Origin of the sequence: Roseibium sp. (assembly GCF_965216085.1) — a bacterium.
GTDB lineage: Bacteria > Pseudomonadota > Alphaproteobacteria > Rhizobiales > Stappiaceae > Roseibium.
In genome coordinates this window covers 4,035,732-4,053,059 of sequence record NZ_OZ244138.1, presented here as the reverse complement: position 1 = coordinate 4,053,059, position 17,328 = coordinate 4,035,732, and the positions used below count along the sequence as shown (strand labels likewise).

The 17,328-nt window shown below is 55.7% G+C and carries 15 protein-coding genes; 10 read left to right on the top strand and 5 right to left on the bottom strand.

Annotated elements, in window-relative coordinates:
* Nucleotides 1-59: 59 nt before the first annotated feature.
* Nucleotides 60-2,459 carry a mechanosensitive ion channel family protein gene (locus ACOOFE_RS19045; RefSeq protein ID WP_420411519.1) on the top strand — a complete coding sequence of 800 codons (2,400 nt, stop codon included), beginning with the start codon at nucleotides 60-62 and terminating at the stop codon, nucleotides 2,457-2,459.
* Between the two features lie 118 nt (nucleotides 2,460-2,577).
* Here ACOOFE_RS19045 and ACOOFE_RS19040 read toward each other — a convergent pair whose 3' ends face one another.
* Both ACOOFE_RS19040 and ACOOFE_RS19035 read right to left on the bottom strand, forming a co-directional pair.
* Complete coding sequence (locus ACOOFE_RS19040) at nucleotides 2,578-4,689, bottom strand: PQQ-dependent dehydrogenase, methanol/ethanol family (protein ID WP_420411518.1); 2,112 nt, start codon at nucleotides 4,687-4,689, stop codon at nucleotides 2,578-2,580.
* 273 nt (nucleotides 4,690-4,962) lie between these two features.
* The gene (locus ACOOFE_RS19035) at nucleotides 4,963-5,256 is read right to left on the bottom strand and encodes a hypothetical protein (protein ID WP_420411517.1); all 294 of its coding nucleotides are present in this window, start codon (nucleotides 5,254-5,256) and stop codon (nucleotides 4,963-4,965) included.
* 255 nt (nucleotides 5,257-5,511) lie between these two features.
* On the opposite strand from ACOOFE_RS19035, the gene ACOOFE_RS19030 reads away from it, so the two are divergent.
* The 5 genes from ACOOFE_RS19030 to ACOOFE_RS19010 all read left to right on the top strand — a co-directional run bounded on the left by ACOOFE_RS19030 (nucleotide 5,512) and on the right by ACOOFE_RS19010 (nucleotide 12,702).
* Nucleotides 5,512-6,390 (top strand): LysR family transcriptional regulator, encoded by an 879-nt coding sequence (locus ACOOFE_RS19030; protein ID WP_420411516.1) that lies wholly within the window; start codon nucleotides 5,512-5,514, stop codon nucleotides 6,388-6,390.
* Nucleotides 6,391-6,523: 133 nt separating this feature from the next.
* Nucleotides 6,524-7,534, top strand: coding sequence for an ArsR/SmtB family transcription factor (locus tag ACOOFE_RS19025; RefSeq protein WP_420411515.1), 1,011 nt, complete (start codon nucleotides 6,524-6,526; stop codon nucleotides 7,532-7,534).
* A 1-nt stretch (nucleotide 7,535) separates the two neighbouring features.
* A complete protein-coding gene (gene metF / locus ACOOFE_RS19020) occupies nucleotides 7,536-8,447 on the top strand; it encodes a methylenetetrahydrofolate reductase [NAD(P)H] (RefSeq protein ID WP_420411514.1) in 912 nt (303 codons plus the stop codon).
* 150 nt (nucleotides 8,448-8,597) lie between these two features.
* Nucleotides 8,598-12,326: a methionine synthase gene (gene metH / locus ACOOFE_RS19015; protein ID WP_420411513.1), complete on the top strand. Its 3,729-nt coding sequence runs from the start codon at nucleotides 8,598-8,600 to the stop codon at nucleotides 12,324-12,326.
* Between the two features lie 244 nt (nucleotides 12,327-12,570).
* Nucleotides 12,571-12,702, top strand: coding sequence for a hypothetical protein (locus tag ACOOFE_RS19010; protein ID WP_420411512.1), 132 nt, complete (start codon nucleotides 12,571-12,573; stop codon nucleotides 12,700-12,702).
* A gap of 116 nt (nucleotides 12,703-12,818) precedes the next feature.
* Here ACOOFE_RS19010 and ACOOFE_RS19005 read toward each other — a convergent pair whose 3' ends face one another.
* Nucleotides 12,819-13,508: an ArsR/SmtB family transcription factor gene (locus tag ACOOFE_RS19005; RefSeq protein ID WP_420411511.1), complete on the bottom strand. Its 690-nt coding sequence runs from the start codon at nucleotides 13,506-13,508 to the stop codon at nucleotides 12,819-12,821.
* Nucleotides 13,509-13,656: 148 nt separating this feature from the next.
* On the opposite strand from ACOOFE_RS19005, the gene ACOOFE_RS19000 reads away from it, so the two are divergent.
* The 4 genes from ACOOFE_RS19000 to ACOOFE_RS18985 are packed head-to-tail and all read left to right on the top strand — an operon-like array spanning nucleotide 13,657 to nucleotide 15,690.
* The gene (locus tag ACOOFE_RS19000) at nucleotides 13,657-14,001 is read left to right on the top strand and encodes an NIPSNAP family protein (protein ID WP_420411510.1); all 345 of its coding nucleotides are present in this window, start codon (nucleotides 13,657-13,659) and stop codon (nucleotides 13,999-14,001) included.
* Nucleotides 13,998-14,351 (top strand): antibiotic biosynthesis monooxygenase family protein, encoded by a 354-nt coding sequence (locus tag ACOOFE_RS18995; protein ID WP_420411509.1) that lies wholly within the window; start codon nucleotides 13,998-14,000, stop codon nucleotides 14,349-14,351. The genes ACOOFE_RS19000 and ACOOFE_RS18995 overlap by 4 nt, the downstream gene beginning before the upstream one ends.
* On the top strand, nucleotides 14,351-15,271 hold the full coding sequence (locus ACOOFE_RS18990; protein ID WP_420411508.1) for a DMT family transporter: 921 nt from the start codon (nucleotides 14,351-14,353) through the stop codon (nucleotides 15,269-15,271). The genes ACOOFE_RS18995 and ACOOFE_RS18990 overlap by 1 nt, the downstream gene beginning before the upstream one ends.
* Nucleotides 15,268-15,690, top strand: a complete 423-nt coding sequence (locus ACOOFE_RS18985) for a (R)-mandelonitrile lyase (protein WP_420411507.1) — start codon at nucleotides 15,268-15,270, stop codon at nucleotides 15,688-15,690. The genes ACOOFE_RS18990 and ACOOFE_RS18985 overlap by 4 nt, the downstream gene beginning before the upstream one ends.
* A 7-nt stretch (nucleotides 15,691-15,697) precedes the next feature.
* Here ACOOFE_RS18985 and ACOOFE_RS18980 read toward each other — a convergent pair whose 3' ends face one another.
* Both ACOOFE_RS18980 and ACOOFE_RS18975 read right to left on the bottom strand, forming a co-directional pair.
* A complete protein-coding gene (locus tag ACOOFE_RS18980; protein ID WP_420411506.1) occupies nucleotides 15,698-16,519 on the bottom strand; it encodes an ABC transporter permease in 822 nt (273 codons plus the stop codon).
* A complete protein-coding gene (locus tag ACOOFE_RS18975; RefSeq protein WP_420411505.1) occupies nucleotides 16,512-17,279 on the bottom strand; it encodes an ABC transporter ATP-binding protein in 768 nt (255 codons plus the stop codon). Before ACOOFE_RS18975 ends, ACOOFE_RS18980 begins: the two co-directional genes overlap by 8 nt.
* Nucleotides 17,280-17,328 lie beyond the last annotated feature (49 nt).

Sequence of the window (17,328 nt, the reverse complement as noted above, 5' to 3'; positions counted from 1 at the left end):
TTCCCTAGAGGAACCGTGCTTTACAGAATGAACCCGATTCTGAAACAAGGCAGCACGGTATGAGAATGCGCAATCCACTCAGACATCTCCTGAGAGCTCAACAAGGTGCGGTGGTGATCGAGCGTTTGTGCCGGCTGCCTATGTTGTCATTCTTGGTCCTCGGGCTTTTGGTGGTCGGGGCTGCGGATATGCAACAGGCCCACGCGCAAGGCGCGGCGAGCCTTCTATCCAAAGTCACATCCGGTGCCGGTGACGGAGATGCGGCGGGGTCAAACTCTGTAGAAGCGCAGTCAGAGACCCTCGCCAGCGAAGAAGCTGAAGCTGGCGGCGAGATGATGGAAACCATGGATGAGTTCGCCGACGAAGCGATCCGAGCCAGGGACATCTTGAAGTCAATTGTTCAAAAAATTCCGACCATCCAAGACGCTATGGTCGAAACCCTAGAGGATCAAGGGGGCGATCGGGGGCTGAGCTGGATTGCTGCCGCGCTGATCGATGTGGTGATCGCTGTTCTTTTTGGCCTTGCCGCATCGACCCTGCTCGCCCGCTGGGGACGTCGGCAATTCGCCAGCATGTACAAACCTGATGTCTATACCCGCTCGGACAAGATCATTTACCTCTATTTGCGGGCTATTTTGATGATCGTTGGGGTTGGCCTTTATTTCATCGTGGCCACCCTCGTTTACCTGCTGATCGGAACCGGGCTGGAAGCTGCCAATGAGACGGCGCTGGTTGTTTTCAGCATGAGTTCGGCCTTCATGATTCTTCGGATCATATGGATGAATGTCTTGGCGCCAGACGCTGAGAGCCACAGGTTGGTAGCGCTCTCCAATACAGAGGCGAAGGGCCTTTACCGGTTTCTCTTGATCGGCAGTGGCGTGTCGATCATTGCATTTGCATTCTGTCTCTGGATGGAACGGCTCGGGCTCCCGCAGGACATTCACAAGATGGCTCTGATCGGAGCATCCGCAGTATCTATGCTCCTTTTGAGCGCGATCACGGTCGCTTACCGCAAGGTTGTCGCCCGCTTGATCCGGGGCCAGAACGAAGAACAGCCAACCATGTGGCGGCGGGTGCTGGCCTCCGTCTGGCACTTGGTTGCGGTGATTTATTTTGTGATTGCTTGGGCGATTTCGGCGTTGCGGATCTTGTTGGATTTGCCGGCCGCCACAGGCCTGGTTGCCGCGCCAATTCAAGTTCTTCTTGTTGCTGCTGTAGCCTATGGGCTGCTTATTCTGTTGATCGACCGGATCCTGCTGCCGCGCCTCGATACGGCGAAGATTGAGGCAGAGATTGCGGAAGACATTCAGCGGGCGGAAGAAAGCGAGGGTGTCGAACAGGATGCGGACAGTGCTCGTGCGCAAGCCCATGCCGAGGCCGCCGACAGGGAAGCGGAACGGTCCCCGTTCCGGGCCTTGCTTGATCGGGGGGCGGCGATCCTGGTTGTTTTCGGCGCGCTGGATCTTCTGACGTCTTTGTGGGGCCTGAACATGTCCGGCAACGGGTCCATGATCGGAGACTTTGTTGAGGTTCTGCTGGTGGTGTTCCTGGGCTACATGGCCTACGAGGCGGTCAAAATCCTGATCGACCGGCAGATCGCCAAAGAATCTCCAGCCGAAAGTGATGAAGAGGTCGAAATTGGCGGAACCGGAGAAAGCCGGATCTCAACACTTCTACCGATCTTCCGGAATTTCCTGCTGATCACCATCGTGGTCATTGCGGCAATGGTGGTCTTGGCCGAGCTCGGCGTGAACATTGCTCCACTCTTCGCCGGTGCCGGTGTGGTCGGCCTGGCTATCGGGTTCGGGGCCCAAACGCTGATCCGGGATATTTTCTCCGGGGCGTTCTATTTGATTGATGATGCCTTCCGCAAAGGCGAATACATCGACATTGGATCCGCCAAAGGCACGGTCGAAAAGATTTCGATCCGCTCAATGCAGTTGCGCCATCACCGTGGAGCGCTGACCACCATTCCCTTCGGTGAAATCCAGGTCGTGGAGAACTTCTCCCGTGACTGGGCAATGATGAAGCTTGCCTTCCGGGTAACGTACGACACGGATGTCGAAAAAATGCGCAAGATCATCAAGAAGTATGGTCAACGGCTTATGGAGGACGAAGAATACGGTCCGATGTTCCTGCAGCCGTTGAAGTCGCAGGGCATTCTGTCGATGGAAGATTCTGCCATGGTCGCCCGGGTCAAGTTCATGACCAAACCCGGCAAGCAGTTCATCTTGCGTAAAGTGGTCTATGCCGGGCTGCAGGACTTGTTCCGCGAGAACGGAATCAAGTTCGCGCACCGCCAGGTCACCGTACATGTGGCATCCGATCAGGATGGTGAGAACGATGACAAGCTGAACAGCGATGCATTGGCTAAGGCTGCCGCTGCTGGTGCGGCAGCCTCAGGCATGATCGAAGCCGAAGACGCGCAGTCGGATCAAAATGGCGGAGAACAGATCTAACGTCCTCTTCACCAACGATTTCTGAAGGACAAAGAACAGGGCTCTGCAGCGAAAGCTTCAGAACCCTGTTTCAGTCTCAAGTGCTTGTAGTATTTTGCGCTTTAAAGCAGCTTATTCCCTATTCTGTTTTTGTAGTAGCTGCCGCTCGCAATGAATCCGCAGTGCCTTGAATGAAGGCCAGGACGTTCTGCACATCCGTGTCGTTCAGGTGAGCATCAAAGCGCGGCATTCCGTTGTGTAGTCCGGCCCCTTTTAAGACCCAAGCCTCTGCATTGGTCAAAACCTCTGGCGTCGAATAGCCGAGATTTGGAACAGCCCCGCCATTGTTGACGCCAGGCACGCCATGGCAGAACAAGCAATTTGAGACATATGTTGCAAGGCCTGCGGTAACCTGCTCCGGTTGGTATGGAACTCCAGAGACCAGCTCGGTACGGTCTGAGATTTCGGCGGCCGGGATTTTTTCTTCACCGCCAATGCGGAATGTGAAGACGCGGCCTGGTCCGACCTTTTCCGTTGCCCGCTGCATCAGGCCGTAAACGCCGCCCCAACCGGCGGCAATGGTTACATATTGGGTGCCGTCTCGTTGCCAAGTCATGGGCGCAGCAATGACACCGGATGTCATGGGAACTTGCCAGAGTGTTTCCCCTGTTGTTGCGTTGTATGCGATGAAACGGCCGTCGGCAGTCCCCTGAAAGACGAGGTTACCAGCTGTTGTTAACGTGCCGCCGTTCCAAGGAGAAACATATTCCGCTCGCCAGGCCTCACGTTGATTGACCGGATCCCAGGCGAGCAGATGACCGAATGGGGTTGCCTTGGGTGCAACAACATTGAAAAGGTAACCGAGATTCCAGCCCACACCGGACATGGTCGACATTGGCTTATGGGAATTTAACTGCCAATTCGGATCGGTTGCCTGTACGAGCGGTACACCTTGCGCCGGTATGTAAACCAGGCCGGTATCCGGATTGAAACTCATCGGGTGCCAGTTGTGAGCGCCGTAGGCCGACGGCACAGTCTCGAATGGTTTGTCCTTGGACCGCGCATCTGGGTTTTCAATGGGCCGCCCGTCTTCGCCGTATGCTTTTGCCCAGGTAGTCTCTACAAACGGCTTGGCAGAGATGAATTCTCCGTTGGTCCTGTCGATTACATAGAAAAAGCCGTTTTTCGGCGCTTGCATCAGCACCTTGCGGATTTTGCCGTCGATCTCCAGGTCCGCCAAAATGATGTGCTGGGTCGACGTATAATCCCAGGTATCACCAGGTGTATTCTGATAGTGCCAGACATAATCTCCAGTGTCCGGGTTGAGCGCAACAATCGAAGCCAGAAACAGATTGTCGCCGCCTGCCGGTGACCGCAAATGCTGATTCCAAGGAGATCCGTTGCCGGTGCCGATGTAAAGCAGATTAAGGTCTGGGTCATACGCCATAGCGTCCCAGGCAGTTCCGCCGCCGCCGGCTTCCCAGTATTTGGCAGATGGATCCCAGGTTTTTGCCGCCATTTCCATAGCCGCGTTTTCATATGGCTTTTCCGGGTCACCTGGTACCGTGTACCAGCGCCACGCTGCATCGCCGGTCTTGGTGTCATAAGCAGTGATGTAACCGCGCACACCAAACTCCGCGCCGCCGTTTCCGATGATTACCTTTCCGTTGATCACCCGCGGAGCCCCTGTGACAGTGTAGGACATCTCCCTGTTCTCGATGGTGTCGATTTTCCAGAGAACTTCTCCAGTCGCTGCATCCAGAGCGTGGAGATAGCCGTCATAAGAGGCGACAAAAACCTTTCCCTGATAGACAGCGACACCCCGATTGACGACGTCGCAACAGCCTTTGGCCGCGTATTCCCCAGGGACTTCAGGGTCGTAGACCCAGAGCTTTTTTCCAGTCATCGCGTCGATCGCATGAACAATCGACCAAGACGCCGTGACATACATAACGCCGTCGATAACTATTGGGGTGGCTTGAACGCCCCGGCGTGATTCAAGGTTGTAGGACCACTCTAGTCCGAGCTCGCTCACATTTTCTGCTGTGATGCTGTTGAGCTGTGAGTACCTGGTTTCGGCATAATTGAGGCCGTAATTCAGCCAGTTACGATCGGTCATATCGTTCTTGATGATTGCAGCGGTATCGATACGGCCTACAGCCTCCCGAATACTGTCTTCGTTGACATTTTCCGCTTGAGCCACACAAAGCCCGGCCAAAAGACCGGCTGCAGCCCCTATAAAGCGTTTCATCAGTGTCTCCTCCCTCAGAAATTCACTTGTTTTTCAGTAACTCCTACCGACGCGCCCGATTTGAACGCGACCTCTTTCAACTGCCTAACGGGTCTATGGTGCCTCTTTTGGAGAAGAAGCCATTAAGTCTATTGCTAGTGAATAATACTAATGCGAATTAAGATGTACGCAACTGCGCACAAGCATTTCGTGCTAAAGTAGGAGGAGCAATTTTTGCGGGATGCCTTCAGTTTTGCTGATTGGATGCGGAAGTGAGGGCAGCAAAAACGATGCTTATGGTTCTAAACTTTTGACTACTTTTTCTTTCGTCTGTGCAGCGGCAACTTGGTCTTCCAATTGTTGTAGAATGTTTGGATCAGTTCCAGAGAAACCCGGAAAAATCAGGATGTCCGCATTGCATGTCGATTTTTCTTTCGGCGGCTGGTGTGCTCGTCGAAGAGCGGGACCGCGCAGCTGATCGCGTGTGATGCCGAGATCTTCCAAAACGCTGTCGGCTTCCTCATAAAGTAGCCTGCGCTCTTCTCTTGTGTTCTGTGCCTTCAGTTGCCAGGCAGAAAGTCGGGCCATAAGCCGTGCCCAAACTCTGTTTATGTGAGGCATTGGATAATCTCATTGAAAATTGAAATGTGATAGATCGGCGAGCGAAGTGTAGAGAGTCGTGGTGCAGTTTCCCTGAGCTGTAGCTAAAAGCGCCTGAGAAACCAGCAGACGATCTCCGTTATCGGTTTTCACAATGGCGTTGAGCTTCCACTTTGTCGAAGGAGAAGTTGTCATTTATATGTGAGAAAATGGAACATATAAAACTGACGCCCAGGAGATCTCATGAAACAGTTGCCGCCGCTCAACGCCTTGCCTGCCTTTGAGGCGACCGCGCGGCTTGGGTCGATGAGTGCTGCGGCGGATGAACTCGGACGTACCCATGGTGCCATCAGCAAACAGCTCGCGCATTTGGGGGAGCAAGCCGGTGTTCCCTTGTTTCGAAAGGACGGGCAGGGTGTGACTTTGACCCCGGAGGGAGAAGAGTTTGCCCGATCTATTGGCCGGTCTCTGGACGATATGGAGGCGGCCTGGCAAAAGCTGACGCGACATGCAGACAGTCCGTCGCTCGACATTGGTATAAGCGCGACGTTTGCAATGCGGTGGCTGATGCCGCGCCTGCCGCGCTTTTATCAAAAATGCCCGGATGCACAGGTCAATTTCCGCATGACCGGAAAACACTGGCTTGAGGAGGATCAAATGGATGCGATCCTGACCTGGGACAGATTGCGCTGGCAATTTGGCGGCCGGACGGACATTGAAGTTTTAGGAGATGTCGCCTTTGGCATTGTTCACGCGCCCGGCCTTGATGTTGAGATCGACGGCAAACAGCTGCGCGTAAAAACCCGCTGTGTACAAGAATTGCCAGGAGATGTATGGCAACGCTATCAGGATCTCACCGGCGTCTCTGTAGAAGCTAAAAGTGCGGTCCCTTATCCGCATACATTTCTCGTGATCGAAGCCGCTTTGGCAGGTTTTGGCGCTGCTCTCGTCGAAAAGCGCATCGTTGCTGACGAGCTGGCCGATGGCCGGCTGGTCGCTCCTTTCGGTTTTGAGAAGATTGAATGCGGTTTTGGGGCCATCGTGTCTCAGAAAAAGCGGCCCAAGCGTTTGGCTAAAGCGTTTCTCGATTGGTTGCGGGAAGAGGCGGCGGGCGGTCCGTGAACCGTCCTGTTAACCGTTGCTTTGCCATTTTTGTCGCTTTGAAGCTAAAGCGTGACGGTTTCTTTCTAATGGACTTGCATCGATTTCATGTTTGATATAAAGATATCTTTATATCGATATTGATGGCTTGCGAATGACTGACCGAGATACTCTTTCCGTAGACGACACCCTGGCGGCCCTGAGGGCGGTCGGCGAGGCAACCCGCATCCGCCTGATCGCGCTGCTCTCGCAGAGTGAATTGACCGTAAAGGATGCGACCGCAATTCTTGGTCAAAGCCAGCCGCGCATTTCCCGTCACTTGAAGCTTCTTGCCGAAGCGGATCTCATTCAGCGTTTCCCTGAAGGGTCTTGGGTTTATTACCGCTTGTCCGATGGCCCAGAAGGCGCTTTGGCGCGTGACATCGTGGCTCGGATTTCCAAGGAAGATCCGGTTCTGGCCGCCGATCAGGAGCGCTTCCAGGCGATCCGCAAAGCAAAAGCGGAAGAAGCAGCGGCCTTCTTTGCAGCCCGCGCGCTGAATTGGGACCGCGAACGCTCTCTTCATGTTCATGAAGCTGATGTGGAAGCAGCAATGCGGGCGTCCCTTGGCGACACTCCGTTCCAGTCGTTCCTGGATCTTGGGACTGGAACTGGCCGTTTGTTGGAAGTCTTTGCCGATCAATACGTCACGGCGCTGGGCGTCGATGCGTCTCATGACATGCTGGCGGTGGCCCGGGCAAATCTGTCGAAGGCGGGGCTCAATCATGCCCAGGTGCGTCACGGCGACGTTTATGCGCTCAATGTGCCGCCAAAGTCTTTCGACGTTGTTGCCATTCACCAAGTGCTACATTACCTCGACGATCCAGCCCGAGCGCTCGCAGAAGCTGCACGCGCGCTGCGTCCAGGCGGACGCCTCCTGATCGTTGATTTTGCTCCGCATGAACTGGAATTCTTGCGAGATCAACACGCCCACCGGCGTCTCGGATTTACCAGCGACCAGATGGAACGCTGGCTTGACGCCCTGAATCTCGATCTTGAAAAAACAACCGACCTCGTCCCTGGCGAGGCCGATGACAGCAAACTGACCGTTACCCTTTGGCTTGCACGTGACCGGCGGATCATCACCGACGTGCCTGCCCACGACCCTTCCCGAGAGGTTGCCTGACATGTCCCCATTGTCCTCCAGACTGTCCCGAGGTGTTTCCAAGACGCCGATCACCGCGTCTTTTGAATTCTTCCCACCAAAAACCGAGAAGATGGGAGAGACACTTTGGACTACGGTCCAGCGTCTGGCGCCGCTCAATCCCTCTTTTGTATCGGTGACCTATGGAGCCGGTGGCTCGACCCGCGAGCGCACTCATAAAACCGTTGAGCGTATCCTGAAGGAAACCGATCTTGCCCCGGCCGCGCATCTGACATGCGTGGGGTCGCCGAAATCAGAAGTCGATGCGATCGTCAAAGACTATTGGGATCTTGGTGTCCGCCATCTGGTGGCGCTGCGCGGTGACCCGCTTGCTGGGATCGGTGCGCTCTATGAGCCGCATCCGGAAGGCTATGCCTATGCGACAGACCTGGTCGCGGGCATCAAGAAAATCGCCAACTTCGACATTTCCGTTTCTGGATACCCGGAAAAGCACCCCGAAAGCGGCAGCTGGCAAAAAGAGATCGACAATCTGAAGCGGAAAGTGGACGCCGGTGCAGACCGGATCATCACTCAGTACTTCTTCGACAACGATCTGTTTGACGATTATCTGGACCGGATTGCAGCTGCCGGCATCAATATTCCGGTGATCCCGGGCATCTTGCCGATCCACAATTTCGAGCAGACCATGGTGTTTTCCGCAAAATGCGGCACCTCGATCCCGGAATGGGTCGCCCGCCGCTTTTCAGGTCTTCACAATGATCCCGATACCCGCAAGCTGGTCGGTGTGGCGATTGCTTGTGAACAGGTCATGGATCTGGTCGATCGTGGCATCACGGACTTCCACTTCTACACCATGAACCGGGCGGATCTGACCTTCGCCATCTGCCACATGCTCGGCATGGGCAAGCCCGAACACCAACAAGTTGCAGCTTGACCAAAGGTTCCGTGATGCTGTCCCGGTTTTGAGCCGGGACCTCACCATCAAAAACGTTTTGACCCCGGATCAGGCCCGGGGCAGCACTGTAGAAAAAGACGCCGTCCTGGCCTATGAGCCGGGACCAAGGCTAAAAAGTTAGGACATCCCGTGATCAAGTCAGACGCTTTCAAGCGCCTTCAAGATATAGCCAAGTCACGCATTCTGGTGCTGGACGGGGCCATGGGAACCGAAATCCAGCTGTTGAAACTGGATGAGACTGCCTATCGCGGGGATCGGTTCAAGGATTGGTCCTCCGATGTGAAGGGCAACAACGACCTTCTCAGCCTGACTCTTCCAGACTCCATCCGGCAGATCCACGTCGATTACCTGGAAGCGGGCGCGGACATTGTTGAGACCAACACCTTTTCCTCCACGACGATCGCCCAGGCCGATTACGGCATGGAAGAGTTGGCCTATGAGCTAAACTTTGAAAGTGCGCGTCTTGCGCGCGAGGCCTGTGATCAGGTGACGGCCAAGGATCCATCCCGGCCTCGTTTTGTGGCCGGAGCCCTTGGGCCGACCAACCGGACGGCGTCGATCTCGCCGGACGTCAACAACCCGGGGTTCCGGGCTGTGTCTTTTGACGATCTGCGCATAGCCTATGGTGAAGCGGTGCGTGGATTGATCAAAGGCGGCGCGGACATCCTTCTGGTCGAGACGATCTTCGATACGTTGAACGCCAAGGCGGCGCTGTTTGCAATTGAAGAAGTCTTTGAGGAAATCGGCAAGGAATTGCCGGTGATGATCTCGGGAACGATCACCGATCTTTCCGGTCGGACGCTCTCTGGCCAGACGCCGGAAGCTTTCTGGAATTCCGTCCGCCATACCAACCCGCTGACCATCGGGCTCAACTGCGCGCTCGGTGCGAAAGAAATGCGGGCCCACGTCGATGAAATCGGCCGGGTGGCCGATACGCTTGTCTGTGCTTACCCGAATGCCGGTTTGCCGAACGAGTTTGGCGAATACGACGAGAGCCCGGAACATATGGCCGGTCTCATTGGGGAATTTGCTGAAGCTGGTCTCGTGAATGTTGTTGGTGGCTGTTGCGGCACAACGCCTGCGCACATCAAGGCGATTGCCGAATCTGTTGAAGGCAAGGCCCCACGTGTGATTCCTGAGGTGGACCGGCATATGCGTCTTTCCGGCCTGGAGCCGTTCACGCTCACTCCGGAAGTCAACTTCGTCAATGTTGGGGAGCGAACCAACGTCACCGGGTCGGCCCGCTTCCGCAAGTTGATCAAGGAAGGGGATTATGCGACGGCACTAGATGTTGCCCGCCAGCAGGTCGAAAACGGCGCCCAGATCATCGACATCAACATGGACGAGGGGCTTCTGGACTCCGAAGAAGCCATGGTCACGTTCTTGAATTTGGTGGCAGCAGAACCTGATATCGCCAAGGTGCCGGTGATGATCGACAGTTCCAAGTGGAGCGTCATCGAAGCTGGCCTGAAGTGCATTCAAGGCAAAGGCGTCGTCAACTCCATCTCAATGAAGGAAGGCGAAGAAGCGTTTCTGGAACAGGCCAAGCTGATCCGCCGCTATGGCGCAGCTGTTGTTGTCATGGCCTTTGATGAGCAAGGCCAGGCGGACACCTTTGCCCGTAAGACTGAAATCTGCGCGCGGTCCTATGAGGTCTTGACCAAAAAAGCCGGTTTTGCGCCGGAAGACATCATCTTCGATCCGAATATCTTTGCAGTGGCCACTGGTATCGAAGAGCACGACAACTATGGCGTCGATTTTATCGAGGCAACAGGCTGGATCCGGGAAAACCTGCCCCATGCTCACGTCTCGGGCGGTGTCTCGAACTTGTCCTTTTCCTTCCGCGGCAATGAGGCCGTGCGCGAAGCGATGCATTCGGTGTTCCTCTACCACTGCATACAAAAAGGCATGGATATGGGGATCGTCAATGCCGGTCAGTTGGCGGTCTACAACGACCTAGACGCAGAACTGCGTGAGCTTTGTGAAGACGTCGTTTTGAACCGCCGGTCTGACGCAACCGACCGCATGCTGGAAGCGGCCGAACGTTGGAAAGGCGAGGGCGGCAAGAAAAAGGAAGCCGACCTTACCTGGCGGACCTGGGACGTTGCCAAGCGTTTGGAGCATGCGCTGGTCCATGGTATCGCCGATTTTGTCGAAGAAGATACCGAAGAAGCCCGCCAAGCCTTCGATCGCCCACTCCACGTCATCGAAGGCCCGTTGATGGATGGCATGAATGTCGTCGGCGATCTCTTTGGCTCCGGCCAGATGTTCCTGCCGCAAGTGGTGAAATCCGCCCGCGTCATGAAAAAGGCCGTCGCCTACCTGATGCCCTTCATGGAGAAGGAAAAGGAAGAGCAGGGACTTGAGGGCCATTCTTCTGCCGGCAAGATCTTGATGGCGACCGTGAAGGGCGATGTCCATGACATTGGCAAAAACATCGTTGGCGTTGTGCTCCAGTGCAACAACTTCGAGGTCATCGATCTCGGGGTGATGGTTCCTGCTGCCAAAATTTTGCAAACGGCCCTTGAAGAGAAGGTCGACATCATTGGCCTTTCAGGCCTGATCACGCCGTCCCTCGATGAAATGTGTCATGTGGCCGCTGAAATGGAGCGGGAAGGTCTCGACATCCCACTGCTGATCGGTGGAGCGACCACGTCGAAGATCCACACAGCAGTCAAGATCCACCCGAACTACGACAAGGGGCAAGCTATCTATGTGACCGATGCGGGCCGGGCAGTTGGTGTCGCTTCGAAACTGATGAGTGAGGACGGGCGGGCGCCTTATTACGGTGAGGTTCGTACGGAATATGCCGATATTGCCGAAAAGCACGCCGCAGGCCGGGGAGCGGGACGACGTGTGCTTTTAAAGGATGCGCGGGACAATGCCTTCAAGGCCGATTTTGCAGCCGAAACCATTGTGAAACCGAAGCATCTCGGCACCAAAGTGTTCGACGCGTTTCCGCTGGAAGAACTGGTTCCGGTGATCGACTGGACGCCGTTCTTTTCCACTTGGGAGATCAAGGGCCGCTATCCGCAAGTTCTCACCGATGACCGCTACGGCGTTGCGGCCAAGGCGCTTTATGACGATGCCCGGCGGATGCTGGACGAAATTGTCGAGAAGAAGCAGTTGACCGCGCGCGGTGTTGTGGGTCTTTGGCCGGCCAATGCCGTAGGTGATGATATTGAGGTTTATACCGGTGAAAACCGCGGTGACATTGCAGCAACGTTTTATACTCTGCGCCAGCAAATGGCGCGCACAGCTGGCGGGCGTGCCAATGTCGCTTTGAGCGACTTTATTGCGCAAAAATCCGATGGCGTTGGCGATTGGCTCGGCGGCTTTGCCGTCACCTCGGGCCACGGCGAGGATGAGCTGGTCGCACGCTATGCAAATGCAGCGGACGACTACAACAAAATCCTCGCTCAGTCGCTTGCCGACCGTCTGGCTGAAGCTTTTGCAGAAAAACTGCATCAGATCGTTCGCAAGGACATCTGGGGTTATGCGGCGAATGAGACACTCTCCAACGAGGATCTAATCGCCGAGAAATACCAAGGTATCCGGCCGGCACCGGGCTACCCGGCTCAGCCGGACCATACGGAAAAGGACACGTTGTTCCGTTTGCTCGATGCGGAGAAGCTGACGGGCATCCAGCTCACCGAAAGCCGAGCGATGCTACCTGGGTCTTCGGTCTCCGGGCTCTATTTTGCCCATCCTGGCAGCCACTATTTTGGTGTCGGCAAGATCGAACGGGATCAGATCGAAGATTATGCAGCGCGCAAGGGCTGGGATCTTTCTTATGCCGAGCGCTGGCTCGCTCCGATCCTCAACTACGATCCGGCGCGGATGGAAGCGGCCGAATAACCTTCTACTACAAGGTGTTGCAGAACTTCTTTGCTCCCGCGGCACTGCCGCGGGAGTTTTTTTGTCGTCCGTACTAATCCGGCTAACAAAATATGGACCCGGTTTGGATGGGCAAGGCGTAAGGAAATAAAAAGAAATTTTGCACAATGTGCACCAGGTGCGCTCTTGAAAAAGTGCACTTGGTGCGCTATTTTTAAATCAAGCAATAAGGAACCGGGTCTTTTGTCCGGGCAAGGAGATAAAAATGATTGTGCAAGTTGCGAAAACTATTTTGATCAACCAACGCCAAGACTACAACCGGGACCGGCTGCCCTGGCTGCCAGCCCGCCTATACCGCAGTTTCCGCGAAGCCCGTCAGGGCCGCAAAGCGCGGTAGAGTTTCCACCTGTAGCCCCATAGGCCTCATCCGGCAGCAGCCCAGAACTTGGCAATAAAATTCCATCTGCGGAGGCGGTTTTGCAAAACACCCGGCGTTGGCCGGGTGTGCTTTGGTCAGGTGACCGGAAACAGCTTTATTAGCTCCGTTTCCCCTTTCGGCGAGATATGCACAACGCGGCTGTCCGGCTCTTTTCTCAGCCATCTGTTGTCCTGAAAGCGGGTCAGGAGCGCGGCGCCGAGGCTGCCTGCCAAATGATTGCGCCGTTCGCTCCAGTCCAAACAGGCGCGGCAGAGCGGCCGGCGGGCAGCTATCAACTGGTCCAGATCAATCCCTAATGACCTTGCAAAGTCCTCGCCCCCAGCGGTCAGCCCGAGGCTGCTTTCGCCTGAGGCCGCCTGGAGAAAACCACGGGATTGAAAACTGTCATATATCCTGACGGCCATATCACCGGCCAGATGGTCATAACAGACGCGGGCGGTTCGCATGGCAGGGTCTCTCGGCCCAGTTCGTGTCCGCAGGTGCCCCTTTTTCGCGGCAAGGCCCATTAGGGCTTCTAGCATTGATCCGACGTCGGCGCCTGCCAAAGCGAAATATCTGTGGCGGCCTTGTTTGGCCTGGGTCAGCAAGCCGCCTTCCATGAGTTTCTTCAAATGAGAACTGGCGGTCTGTCCGGTAATCCCAGCTTCAACTGCCAATTCCGTTGCTGTCAGTGCCTTACCGCTCATAAGAGCCGAGAGGATGTTGGCGCGGGCGGGATCGCCGATTAACGCACCTATACGGGCAATGTCCGGTCCATCTTTCATGCCTCGTCCTCCATCGAAGTATTCTTGCGATGGTGCCACGAACCCACTTCGAACGCCATCAAAAACACTTCGGCCTGCGTCGAAGCATTGGCACGACAAACCGTGGCAGAGAAAGGGCCTTCGCAATTCCCTAGAAAGAAGGTTCCGAATGATCACTTGCTTTATCCGCTATCACATCGACCCGACAAAAAAGGCGCAATTTGAAACCTATGCCCGAAATTGGGGCGAAGCGGTTCCCCGGTGCGGCGCAGACTTGATCGGCTATTACGCCCCGCACGAAGGCTCTACCACACTGGCCTATGGTGTTTATTCCATTGAGACCCTCGCCGCCTATGAGGCTTACCGTGCGCGGCTTTCTGCCGATCCTCTGGGCAAGGAAAACTATGAATTTGCGATGCGGGAAAAATTTATCTTGAGAGAAGACCGGACGTTTTTGAAACTGGCCTCCGCGCCGCACAGCAAGTTGGTTGGGTTTGAGGGAGAGAACCAATGATCGCCGTCATATTTGAAGTCACGCCGCATGAAGACAAGAAACAGAATTATCTCGATGTGGCCGCTGAGATGCGGCCATTGGTCGAGGAGATTGATGGATTTTTGTCAGTGGAGCGATTTCAGAGTCTGACCAACCCGGAAAAGCTTTTGTCCTTGTCGTTTTTCCGCGATGAGGCAGCCCTCAACGAATGGCGTCAGCTTACCCAGCACCGGAAAGCGCAAGCCGCGGGCCGCAACAGCTATTTTAAGGACTACCGCCTGCGGGTCTGCACCGTTCTGCGGGACTATGGCATGGAGGATCGGGAGCAGGCACCGGCTGACAGCCGCGCCCTTCATGATCAGGGGGAATGATGTCCGGCAGAGTCTTTGAATTTGGCCTTCTGGGATTGCTCGCGCTCCTTTGGGGCTCCTCCTACATGTGGATCAGCGTAGCGCTGGACACCATTCCGCCGTTTACTCTGATCACACTGCGGGTCGGCTTGGCGTCCCTGGTTCTGCTTGGTATTCTGGCGCTGTGCGGCCTCAAACTGCCGACGGACAGGCAAACCTGGTGGCTGTTTTTCATTCAGTCGATCGTTAACAGTACTGGCCCCTGGATGTTACTGGCCTGGGGGCAACAGTCGGTCGACAGCGCTGTTGCCAGTGTCCTCAATTCAACGTCACCGCTATTTGTCTTTTTCTTTTCGCTGGTTTTGATGTCGGGCAGCGAGCGGCCGGCAATTCAGCAGTTGTTTGGAGCGTTGGCAGGTGTTGCTGGGATTGTACTGATCGTCGGCACAGGCGCGCTGGAAAGCCTTGGCGGTGCATTCATGCCGCAGGTGGCGGTCCTTGCAGGTGCAGCCCTTTATGGCATTGCCGCAATCCGCGGGCGCCGGTTTGCGCATTTGCCGCCAATGGTCACGGCCGCCGGCACCTTGATCTGCGCGACGGCAACACTTCTGCCTTTCAGTCTTGTTCTGGATCAGCCATGGGCCTTGCAAATCTCCAATGAAAGCCTGACTGCTGCCGGGGTTCTGAGCGTCTTTTGTACCGCCTTTGCTTTTTTGATTTACTTCCGGCTGATCAACACGATCGGGTCGATGGGCACGGCGAGCCAGGCCTATTTGCGCTCCGGGGTCGGTGTTGTACTGGGAGTCGTTTTTTTGAATGAAACGCTCGACCTGGAAACCTTTGCCGGGATTTGCCTTGCCATATTCGGTGTTCTTCTGATCAACTGGAAGCGCAACCCCAAGCCTGCGGCGAAAGAGGCCGCGCAGGAGAGTGCTTCATGAGTGTGTTGACGGTCTATGAGGCCGGGTCACGGCCGACCAAACGGGCCAATCCGGATTATTTTACTGGCGCGGTTTGGCAAGACCCGGTGATTGAATCGCCCAAACCGGGCAGGGTGCAGGTGGTCCAAGTCACTTTTGAACCCGGTGCGCGCACCCATTGGCACACGCATCCGCTCGGTCAAACGTTGCAGATCCTGAGCGGCGCCGGATTTGTCCAGCTTTGGGGGCAGGAAAAACTGTCCATCATGCCCGGCGATGTCATCTGGATCCCGCCGGCTGTCAAACACTGGCATGGCGCTGCCCGGCATGTCTCTATGGTACATCTGGCAATCCATGAAGCTGAAAACGGCTCCGTTGCCGAGTGGATGGAGCCGGTTGATGACAAGACCTATGCCGGTGAATTGGAAGTGAGGCGGTAGCCGGCGGTTAGACGCGCCAGCTTAAGAGACGCCGCTCGATCGCTCCGATCAGTGCGTTGATGATCACACCCAACAGCGACAGGATCACCACGCCTGCAAACAGACGGTCGAGGTCATAAAGTGATCCAGCCTGGAGCACATAGGCGCCGATACCGTATTCTGCACCGAGCATTTCTGCCGCAGTCAGCAGAATGATCGCAATGGCGAGCGAAATGCGCAGGCCCGATAGGATGCCAGGCATCGCCCCAGGCAGGATGATTTTCCGGACGATCGACAACCAGGTGAGGCCGAAACTTTGGCCCATGCGGATGAGCGTTCGGTCAACGTTATCGACAGCGCCATAGGTCGCAACCACAGTCGGGGTGAAGGTTCCGAAAGCAATCAGCGCGTATTTGGACCCCTCGTCGATGCCGAACCAGATGACAAACAGAGGCAAGAGCGCGATTTTGGGAACTGGAAACAGCGCTGCAACCAAGGGGACCAGGCCCGACCGGAAGTAACTAAAGAGCCCGATCAGGATGCCCGTCCCGATGCCCGCGACCGCACCGAGAAAGGCGCCGACGGCAAGGCGCGTAAGAGACGGTACCATATGGGCGGTGAACTGGCCGGATTGGTAGAGTTCGATCAGGGTCGCAAAAACATCGGATGGTTTGGGTAGAGTTAGCGCGGAAATCCAGCCGGTCTGGGTTCCCCATTCCATCACCAGGATCAGCAGCGCGAACACCACGAGACCGGTCCAGCGGCGGGGTTTCGGAGCAAATCCACCTCCGCGGAACCGCACAGTTTGCTGTCCGGCCGATAGGTTTTCAGATTGCGTTGCATCAGCCATCGAGCAACTCCGTATCCGCAGTGCGGGCTTCTTCACGCAGGAGCGACCACAGGTGTTTCTGTTTTTCTTCCAGATCAGCGTCACCCATCTGGCGATCCTGCAAGGGTTTGTCCAAGGTGACGATCTCCCGGATCTTGCCCGGGCGACGTGACAAAACAACGATGGAATGCCCGAGGCGGACCGCTTCGGCCAAATTGTGAGTTACATAAACTGCTGTGAACGGAGAGCGTGTCCAAAGCCCGACCAAATCGTCCATCAACAGTTCGCGGGTCTGGCTGTCGAGTGCGGACAGCGGTTCATCCATCAGCATAACTGCCGGGCGGACGGCGAGGGCCCTAGCAATCGCAACACGCTGTTTCATGCCGCCGGAGAGCTGTTTTGGAAGTGCTTTTTCAAAGCCGGTTAGGTTGGTCCGGGCAAGAACATCATCGATGATTTCTTTTGCCGCCTGATCGCGGATCCCATGATCTTCCAGAACCAGCGAGATATTGCCTGCAACGGAGCGCCAGGGCAGCAGTGCAAAATCCTGAAAGACATAGGTCAGCGGATTAAGGCTGTCGGCCGGAGGTGTCCCAATCTGAAGAACCTTGCCTTCCGTTGGCTGCTCCAATCCACCAATAAAGCGGAGCAAAGTGGATTTGCCGCAGCCGGACGGGCCGACAATGCAGACGATATGGCCGCGCGGCACGTCCAGCGTGATGTCCTTTAAGACAGTGACATCATCGTAGGAATGTCCGACGCCCTGAAGACGCAAGTCCATAAATTTCTCCGGAAAAGGCGGGCGGAGCCGCCCACCTTAATATCTCAAA

Excerpts from the sequence above, each read along its gene's own strand:
- ACOOFE_RS19045 (WP_420411519.1), top strand. The coding sequence starts at position 60 with ATGAGAATGCGCAATCCACTCAGACATCTCCTGAGAGCTCAACAAGGT.
- ACOOFE_RS18980 (WP_420411506.1), bottom strand. The coding sequence starts at position 16,519 with ATGGCTGATGCAACGCAATCTGAAAACCTATCGGCCGGACAGCAAACT.
- ACOOFE_RS18995 (WP_420411509.1), top strand. The coding sequence starts at position 13,998 with ATGATCGCCGTCATATTTGAAGTCACGCCGCATGAAGACAAGAAACAG.
- ACOOFE_RS19040 (WP_420411518.1), bottom strand. The coding sequence starts at position 4,689 with ATGAAACGCTTTATAGGGGCTGCAGCCGGTCTTTTGGCCGGGCTTTGT.
- ACOOFE_RS19025 (WP_420411515.1), top strand. The coding sequence starts at position 6,524 with ATGACTGACCGAGATACTCTTTCCGTAGACGACACCCTGGCGGCCCTG.
- ACOOFE_RS18975 (WP_420411505.1), bottom strand. The coding sequence starts at position 17,279 with ATGGACTTGCGTCTTCAGGGCGTCGGACATTCCTACGATGATGTCACT.
- ACOOFE_RS18990 (WP_420411508.1), top strand. The coding sequence starts at position 14,351 with ATGTCCGGCAGAGTCTTTGAATTTGGCCTTCTGGGATTGCTCGCGCTC.
- ACOOFE_RS19035 (WP_420411517.1), bottom strand. The coding sequence starts at position 5,256 with ATGGCCCGACTTTCTGCCTGGCAACTGAAGGCACAGAACACAAGAGAA.
- ACOOFE_RS19005 (WP_420411511.1), bottom strand. The coding sequence starts at position 13,508 with ATGAAAGATGGACCGGACATTGCCCGTATAGGTGCGTTAATCGGCGAT.
- metF (WP_420411514.1), top strand. The coding sequence starts at position 7,536 with ATGTCCCCATTGTCCTCCAGACTGTCCCGAGGTGTTTCCAAGACGCCG.
- ACOOFE_RS19010 (WP_420411512.1), top strand. The coding sequence starts at position 12,571 with ATGATTGTGCAAGTTGCGAAAACTATTTTGATCAACCAACGCCAAGAC.
- ACOOFE_RS19030 (WP_420411516.1), top strand. The coding sequence starts at position 5,512 with ATGAAACAGTTGCCGCCGCTCAACGCCTTGCCTGCCTTTGAGGCGACC.
- ACOOFE_RS18985 (WP_420411507.1), top strand. The coding sequence starts at position 15,268 with ATGAGTGTGTTGACGGTCTATGAGGCCGGGTCACGGCCGACCAAACGG.
- ACOOFE_RS19000 (WP_420411510.1), top strand. The coding sequence starts at position 13,657 with ATGATCACTTGCTTTATCCGCTATCACATCGACCCGACAAAAAAGGCG.